This is a genomic window from Bradyrhizobium sp. 23 (assembly GCF_023073295.1).
GTDB classification, from domain to species: Bacteria; Pseudomonadota; Alphaproteobacteria; order Rhizobiales; family Xanthobacteraceae; genus Bradyrhizobium; species Bradyrhizobium canariense_D.
In genome coordinates, this window is the sequence record NZ_JADPJF010000034.1 from 45,930 (window position 1) to 53,085 (window position 7,156).

Consider the following 7,156-nt stretch of genomic DNA (forward strand, 5'->3'; position numbering starts at 1 on the left):
GCCACCGTTCCGGCCTTCGCTATCGCCGCTGCACCGGCTTCGTCGGTGTGCTCGAGGTGATCGGCCGAGAGCGCCGAGAATTTTGCGGCGAGCGCAGCCCCGCCGAGGTTCGAGAGCTGGTCAGCATGCAGCTTAACCGGAAGTCCGAGCCGCCTCGCCGTCTCGAACACCCGCCCCGTCTGCTCGCCGGAAAATGCGATCCCCTCCATGAAGGCATCGACGGCATCGGCGAGGCCCGCCTTCGCGACCGCCGGCAACATCTCCCTGCAGACGAGATCGATGTAGCGATCCTTGTCGCCATCGGCCTCTGGCGGCAGCGCATGCGCGCCGAGAAACGACGTGCGGATCGCGACCGGCCGCTGACGGCCCAGGCTTCGCGCGGCGGCCAGCTGCCGCATCTCGGTCTCGGTGTCCAAGCCGTAGCCGGACTTGATCTCGACCGTGGTGGCACCCTCGGCAATCAGCGCATCGAGCCGCGGCAGCGCGTGTGCTACGAGCTCGGCCTCGCTTGCCTTGCGCGTCGCGGCCACTGTCGAGACGATACCGCCGCCGGCGCGCGCGATCTCTTCGTAGCTCGCGCCCTTCAGGCGCAGCTCGAACTCATGGGCGCGGTTACCGCCATAGACCAGATGGGTGTGACAGTCGACGAGACCGGGCGTGATCCAGCGCCCTCCGCAATCGATCCGGTCGGCTGCATCGGCGCTCGCCGGAAAATCGGTCTGCGAACCCGCATAAGCGATACGGCCGCCGCGCGCGGCGATCACGCCGTGCTCGATCTCACCGAGATCGGGACCATCGGCCCGCATCGTGGCGAGCCGGGCGTTATGCCAGATCCGGTCGAAGCGTTCTGCCATGCAACTGTCCCTTCGCGTGGGATGCTTGACTTATATGTCTAGACATATAATCGTGTCGCGGTTCTGTCCAGCCGGCATGGAAACATGACACGACTGCATTTCGCCTCCGCGCTCCTGCCCTCGGGCTGGGCCAATGACGTGCAGGTGGTGATCACCGCCGGCGCGATCGCCGAGGTGACGCCGGGCATGGCGCCGGTCTCCGGCGATGAACGCCACGACATCGCGTTTCCGGGACTTGCGAGCCTGCACAGCCACGCTTTCCAGCGCGGCATGGCGGGTCTCGCGGAACTGCGCGGCGATAGCACCGACACCTTCTGGACCTGGCGCGAGACGATGTACCGCTTCGCGCTGGCGATGACGCCTGACGACGTCGCAGCGGTCGCGACACTGCTTTATGTCGAGATGTTGGAGCAGGGTTTTACCCGCGTCGGCGAATTCCATTATCTGCATCATGATCGCGACGGCTCGCCCTACGCCGACATCGGCGAAATGGCCGCACGCATCGCGCAGGCCGCCGAAGCTTCGGGTATTGCGCTGACGCTGCTGCCGAGTTTTTATGCGCATGGCTCATTTGGGGGCGCAGCACCGCATGCCGGCCAGCGCCGCTTCATCTGTACGGTTGATCAATTTTCCGCACTGATGGCTGCCTCGCGCAAGGCGATTGAACGACTGCCGGGCGCGAATATCGGCATCGCGCCGCACAGTTTGCGCGCGGTGACGCCGGCCGAGCTTGCACCGATCATTCCACTCGCGGAGGGCGGCCCGGTGCACATTCATGCCGCCGAGCAGGTGAAGGAAGTCGAGGATTGCCTGGCGTGGTCCGGACGACGTCCGGTGCAATGGTTGCTGGAGCACGCACCCGTCGATCAACGCTGGTGCCTCATTCACGCCACCCACACCACGGACGAGGAAGTCCGCGCCTTCGCTAGGACCGGTGCGGTCGCCGGCCTCTGCCCCATCACCGAGGCAAGCCTTGGTGATGGCATTTTCCCGGCGCGCGAATTCGTCGGTGCCGGCGGTGCCTTTGGCGTCGGCACGGATTCCAATGTGCTGGTCGGCGTCGCCGACGAGCTGCGTCAGCTCGAATATGGCCAACGGCTCAAGCACCGTGAACGCAACGTGCTCTCTGCCGGCGCAGGCCGCTCGACGGGACGCGCCCTGTTCGATCATGCGCTTGCAGGCGGTGCGCGGGCACTAGCCCAGATGTCAGTCGGTCTGACGCCAGGTGCACGCGCCGACATCGTCACGCTCGACATCACGCATCCCTCGCTGGCGGGGCGCGCGCGCGATGCCGCCATCGACGGCTGGATCTTCGCTGGGGGCAACGGCGCGATCGATTGCGTCTGGGCCGGCGGCGACAAGGTCGTCGAAGGCGGGCGGCACAGACTGCGCCAGGCCGCGCGCGAACACTTCAACGCATCGGTGCGGAGGCTCGTCGCATGAGCCTCGCCACAGATGCCGGCGACAAGCCGACGCTCTACAAGCGGATCCGCGCCGATATCGAGAAGCGCATTCTGACCGGCGAGTGGCCGCCCGGGCATCGCATCCCGTTCGAGCACGAACTGGTGGCGCGTTACGGCTGCTCGCGCATGACCGTGAACAAGGCGCTGTCGGAGCTCGCGCAAGCCGACCTGATCGAGCGGCGGCGACGTGCCGGCTCCTTCGTGCGACGCCCGCAACATCAATCCGCCGTGCTCAAGATCGCCGACATGCGCGCCGAGATCACCGCGCTCGGGCGCGCTTACGGCTACGAGCTGATCGGCCGCAAGCTCCGCGCCGCAACGGCTGCCGACCGCGACCGCCTCGGCGTCAAGAAGGCCGGCAAGGTCGTCGCGATCACCTGCCGCCACAGCGCCGACAACGTGCCGTTCGCCGTCGAGGACCGGCTGATCGATCTCGCGTCGGTGCCGGATGCGGCGGCCGCGGATTTTTCGCGTGAGCCGCCCGGCTCGTGGCTGCTTCACCATGTGCCATGGACAGAGGCCGAGCATACGATCAGCGCTATCGTTGCGGACGATCGCACGGCCGAAGCGCTCGACATCGCCGTCGGCGCGCCCTGCCTCGTGATCGACCGCTATACCTGGCGCAGCGCGCGCACGATCACCGCCGTGCGGCTGCTCTATCCCGGTGACTCTCACCGCCTTGTCGCCCGATTCAAGGGAGGCTGAGAGGACGATGTCGGCACAAATCGTGCAAAGCTTCGGGCAACGGTCCGCGAGGACCGACCAAGATCAACAGGACGTCAATCCATCGATCGGCAAGAGGACGACAATCATGCGTAGTTCGAAAGTATTTGCGGCAGTCATTGCACTTGCGGTCTCCACCCCCGTGCTCGCCGACGACGTCAAGGTCGGCGTCGGCATTTCCGGATGGACCGGGTTCGCGCCGCTGACGCTGGCGAAGGAAGCCGGCATTTTCAAGAAGAACGGCCTCGACGTCACCATCAAGAAGATTCCGCAGAAGGATCGCCATCTCGCGATCGCGTCCGGCGACGTCCAGTGCGCGGCGACCACCGTGGAGACCTGGATCTCCTGGAACGCCAACGGCGTCGCGACCAAGCAGATCTTCCAGCTCGACAAGAGCTACGGCGCCGACGGCATGGCCGTGCGCAACGAGCTTGCCGCGATCAAGGATCTGAAGGGCAAGACGGTTGCTGCTTCCGCGCCCGGTACCTCGCCCTATTTCGCGCTGGCCTGGATGCTCAAGAAGAACGGCTTGTCGGTGAAGGACGTCACTGTCGTGAACCTCGAGCCGGCGGCGGCGGCACAGGCCTTTGTCTCCGGCCAGAACGATGCCGCGATGACCTATGAGCCGTATCTGTCGACGGTTCGTGCCGCCCCCGACAAGGGCAAGATCATCGCGACCACGCTCGACTATCCGATGGTCATGGACACGTTCGGCTGCACGCCGAAATTCCTCACCGAGAACCCGAAGGCCGCCAAGGCGCTCGCCGACAGCTATTTCGAGGCCCTCGACATGATCGCCAAGGACCAGGCCAAGGCCTACGAGATCATGGGTGCCGACGTGAAGCAGAGCGGCGAGGCGTTCGGCAACTCGGCAAAATATCTGCGCTGGCAGGACAAGGCCGCGAACCAGAAATTCTTCGCCGGCGATTTCCTGACCTTCAACAAGGAGGCCGCCGACCTCCTGCTCGAGATCGGGATCATCAAGGCCGCGCCGAAGGTCGAGGATCTCTTCGACGCCAGCTATATCAAGTAAATCTCCCAGGAGCCGCCGGCCCCGTCTCGCCGCGGGGCCGGCAAACTTGTTCACCGCCCGGATAGACAGTTTGATGCGTCCCCTCGATCCCGTGACGTCAAGGCAGCGCGTGGCTTACGGCCTTGCGTTCTTCGTGGTGTTCGTAGCCCTCTGGTCCTGGGCGACCTTCGGCGGCCATGTGTCGAAGGTGTTCCTCGCCAACCCGCTGACCATGGTGCAGGAAGGCGTCGATCTGATCATCAAACAGGGCTTCCTGTTCGACATCGGCATGACGATCTGGCGCGTCGTCGGCGGCTTCGTGCTGGCCGCAATCATCGCGGTGCCGTTCGGCGTGCTGATGGGCGCGTACAAGCCGGTCGAGGCCTTCCTCGAACCGTTCGTTTCCTTTGCGCGCTATTTGCCGGCCTCCGCCTTCATTCCCCTCCTGATCCTGTGGGCAGGCATCGGCGAGCTGCAGAAGCTGCTCGTCATCTTCATCGGCTCGGTGTTCCAGATCATCCTGATGATCGCGGTGACCGTCGGCACCACGCGGCGCGACCTGGTCGAGGCGGCCTATACGCTGGGAGCCAGCGACCGCGGCATCATCCGCCGCGTGCTGTTGCCCTCTTCCGCGCCGGAGATCGCCGAGATCCTGCGGCTGGTGCTGGGCTGGGCCTGGACCTATGTCATCGTCGCCGAACTGATCGGCTCCTCCTCCGGCATCGGCCACATGATCACCGACAGCCAGGCGCTGCTCAACACCGGCCAGATCATCTTCGGCATCATCGTGATCGGGCTGATCGGCCTCGTCTCGGACTTCCTGTTCAAGGCGTTCAACGCGTGGCTGTTTCCCTGGAGGCTCGCATGACGATCCTCAAGATCGAACAGGTCTCGCGAACTTTTCCCGCGCGCCACGGCAACGCGCCAACGAGGGCGCTGGAGCCGACCGACCTTGTGATCGGCAACAACGACTTCGTCACCATCCTCGGCCCTTCCGGCTGCGGCAAGTCCACGCTGCTTCGCATCGTCGCCGGCCTCGATCGCCCGACCGGCGGACGTGTGGTGCTCGACGGACGCGAGGTGACTGGCCCGGGCGCCGACCGCGGCATGGTGTTCCAGTCCTACACGCTGTTTCCCTGGCTGACGGTGCGCGAGAACATCGCCTTCGGCCTTCGCGAGCGCGGCGTGCCCGAGGTGGAGCGAAACAAGGTCGCCGATGCCTTCATCCGCCAGGTCGGTTTGTCCGGCTTTGAGAACCATTGGCCAAAGCAGCTCTCCGGCGGCATGCAGCAGCGCACCGCGATCGCGCGCGCGCTCGCCAATGATCCCAAGATCCTGCTGCTCGACGAGCCCTTCGGCGCGCTCGACAACCAGACGAGAGCCCTGATGCAGGAAATGCTGCTCGGGATCTGGGAGCGCGACCAGAAGACCGTGCTGTTCGTGACCCACGACATCGAGGAAGCGATCTTCCTCGGCAGCCGCGTCATCGTCATGAGCGCGCGTCCCGGCCGCATCAAGGCCGAGATCAATGTGGACCTGCCGCATCCGCGCTCCTACAAGATCAAGACCACGCCCGAATTTGTGCAGTTGAAGGAACGGCTGGTCGAGGAGATCCGCACCGAGGCGTTGAAGGTTGCCGAGCATGCCTAACACCTTTTCACGCGCAAACGGCGAGCGCGTTCTCGCCGATCTCAATGCGCTCCGTGCCATTGGCGCGTACAAGACCGGCGTGCACAAGCCGACCTTCTCCGAGCCGCACAAGCTTTCGCTGGATTGGCTGGTGCAGAAGCTGCCCGACGCAGGCCTCTCCGCCGCGATCGACGGCATCGGCAATGTCTTTGGCACCAGCGCAAAGTCGGGACCCAAGCTGCTCGCGGGATCGCACCTCGAAAGCCAGAACTACGCCGGCTGGCTCGACGGCCCGCTCGGGGTCGTCTACGCGCTCGAAGCGGCCCGCGTGCTCAATGCCGATCCCTCGCTCGAAGGCGCGGTCGAGGTTGCCGCCTGGTGCGACGAGGAAGGACACTTTGGACACTTTCTCGGTTCGCGCTCCTATGTCGGCCAATTGACCGAGACCGACATCGATGCCGCACGCGACCGCACCAGCGGCCGCACCATGCGGGCCGCACTTGCCGACATGGGGCTCGCAGGACGACCACGCATCGCCGCCGAGCCGGGCCGGCACGTCGGATATCTGGAAGCCCATATCGAGCAGGGCGACACGCTCGAAAGCGGTCGCCTTGCGATCGGCGTCGTCACCTCCATCGTCGGCATCTGGCAATACCAGATCAATTTCGTCGGTGAACAGAATCACGCCGGCACGACCCGCATGGCTGCACGGAAGGATGCCGGGCTGGCGCTGGCAAAGTTCTGCGTCGCGATCGACAAGCGTTTCCCCGAGAGCTGCGGCCTGCGCACGGTCTGGACCACCGGCCGCATCACGCTCGATCCGGGCGCACCGAGCATCATTCCGGGTGCGGCCGAAATGCTGTTCCAGATCCGCGACGACGATCCTTCCGTCGTCGCACGGCTGGAAGAACTGCTGCGGAGCATGGCGGACGAGGTCAGCGCGAACGGCCCCTGCACCGTCACCGTGGACAAACTGCGCACCGGTGCGCCGGCCATGATGAACGCGGGCATCCAGGACGCGATCGAAGCCGCGAGCAAGGCCCTGGCCGGCGGACGGTCCATCCGCATGCCCAGCGGCGCCGGCCACGACGCGCAGATGCTGGCGACAATCATGCCCGCGGGCATGCTGTTCGTACCGTCGATCGGCGGCATCAGTCATCACTGGACCGAGAACACCGCCGACGTCGACATCGTCACCGGCGCCCAGGTGTTTGTCGACGCTTGCCAGCGGATACTCGGCGGCTAGAACGATTACAGACACAGCTTCGCATCCTCGCGGCGTGTTTCGCCCGAGCTTTGCTTCGTCGCTTCACCCTCTTGTCCAAGAGGGCGCAGGGAAGGCCGGGTGCCGGCTGGCACCCGCGGTCCGCTGCGCGAAAAGCACACGCAGAAAAACCGCACAGCAGCATACAGGTGTAGCCAATCACTCGGCCTTCCCTGCGCGATGGTTGGACGGCTTATGCCGTGCTCTCCCG

Annotated in this window: 7 protein-coding genes; 6 read left to right on the plus strand and 1 reads right to left on the minus strand. The window is 65.2% G+C overall.

Annotation, left to right across the window (positions count from 1 at the left end):
• Window positions 1-854: imidazolonepropionase (gene hutI / locus IVB32_RS05290; RefSeq protein WP_247409949.1), on the minus strand; the 854-nt coding region annotated here is incomplete at its 3' end.
• Between the two features lie 84 nt (window positions 855-938).
• Here hutI and IVB32_RS05295 point away from each other — a divergent pair.
• The 6 genes from IVB32_RS05295 to IVB32_RS05320 all read left to right on the plus strand — a co-directional run bounded on the left by IVB32_RS05295 (window position 939) and on the right by IVB32_RS05320 (window position 6,927).
• Entirely contained in the window at window positions 939-2,297 is a 1,359-nt protein-coding gene (locus IVB32_RS05295; RefSeq protein WP_018460327.1) for a formimidoylglutamate deiminase, read from the plus strand.
• Window positions 2,294-3,022, plus strand: a complete 729-nt coding sequence (hutC, locus tag IVB32_RS05300; protein ID WP_018460328.1) for a histidine utilization repressor — start codon at window positions 2,294-2,296, stop codon at window positions 3,020-3,022. The genes IVB32_RS05295 and hutC overlap by 4 nt, the downstream gene beginning before the upstream one ends.
• A gap of 106 nt (window positions 3,023-3,128) precedes the next feature.
• Window positions 3,129-4,073 (plus strand): ABC transporter substrate-binding protein, encoded by a 945-nt coding sequence (locus IVB32_RS05305; RefSeq protein WP_026234003.1) that lies wholly within the window; start codon window positions 3,129-3,131, stop codon window positions 4,071-4,073.
• Between the two features lie 73 nt (window positions 4,074-4,146).
• Complete coding sequence (locus IVB32_RS05310; RefSeq protein WP_007601313.1) at window positions 4,147-4,920, plus strand: ABC transporter permease; 774 nt, start codon at window positions 4,147-4,149, stop codon at window positions 4,918-4,920.
• Window positions 4,917-5,702, plus strand: a complete 786-nt coding sequence (locus IVB32_RS05315) for an ABC transporter ATP-binding protein (RefSeq protein WP_018460330.1) — start codon at window positions 4,917-4,919, stop codon at window positions 5,700-5,702. The genes IVB32_RS05310 and IVB32_RS05315 overlap by 4 nt, the downstream gene beginning before the upstream one ends.
• Window positions 5,695-6,927, plus strand: a complete 1,233-nt coding sequence (locus IVB32_RS05320) for a Zn-dependent hydrolase (RefSeq protein WP_018460331.1) — start codon at window positions 5,695-5,697, stop codon at window positions 6,925-6,927. The genes IVB32_RS05315 and IVB32_RS05320 overlap by 8 nt, the downstream gene beginning before the upstream one ends.
• The last annotated feature ends 229 nt before the right edge of the window (window positions 6,928-7,156 follow it).

Coding starts and splice junctions, on each gene's coding strand:
- IVB32_RS05295 (WP_018460327.1), top strand. CDS start 939: ATGACACGACTGCATTTCGCCTCCGCGCTCCTGCCCTCGGGCTGGGCC.
- hutC (WP_018460328.1), top strand. CDS start 2,294: ATGAGCCTCGCCACAGATGCCGGCGACAAGCCGACGCTCTACAAGCGG.
- IVB32_RS05305 (WP_026234003.1), top strand. CDS start 3,129: ATGCGTAGTTCGAAAGTATTTGCGGCAGTCATTGCACTTGCGGTCTCC.
- IVB32_RS05310 (WP_007601313.1), top strand. CDS start 4,147: ATGCGTCCCCTCGATCCCGTGACGTCAAGGCAGCGCGTGGCTTACGGC.
- IVB32_RS05315 (WP_018460330.1), top strand. CDS start 4,917: ATGACGATCCTCAAGATCGAACAGGTCTCGCGAACTTTTCCCGCGCGC.
- IVB32_RS05320 (WP_018460331.1), top strand. CDS start 5,695: ATGCCTAACACCTTTTCACGCGCAAACGGCGAGCGCGTTCTCGCCGAT.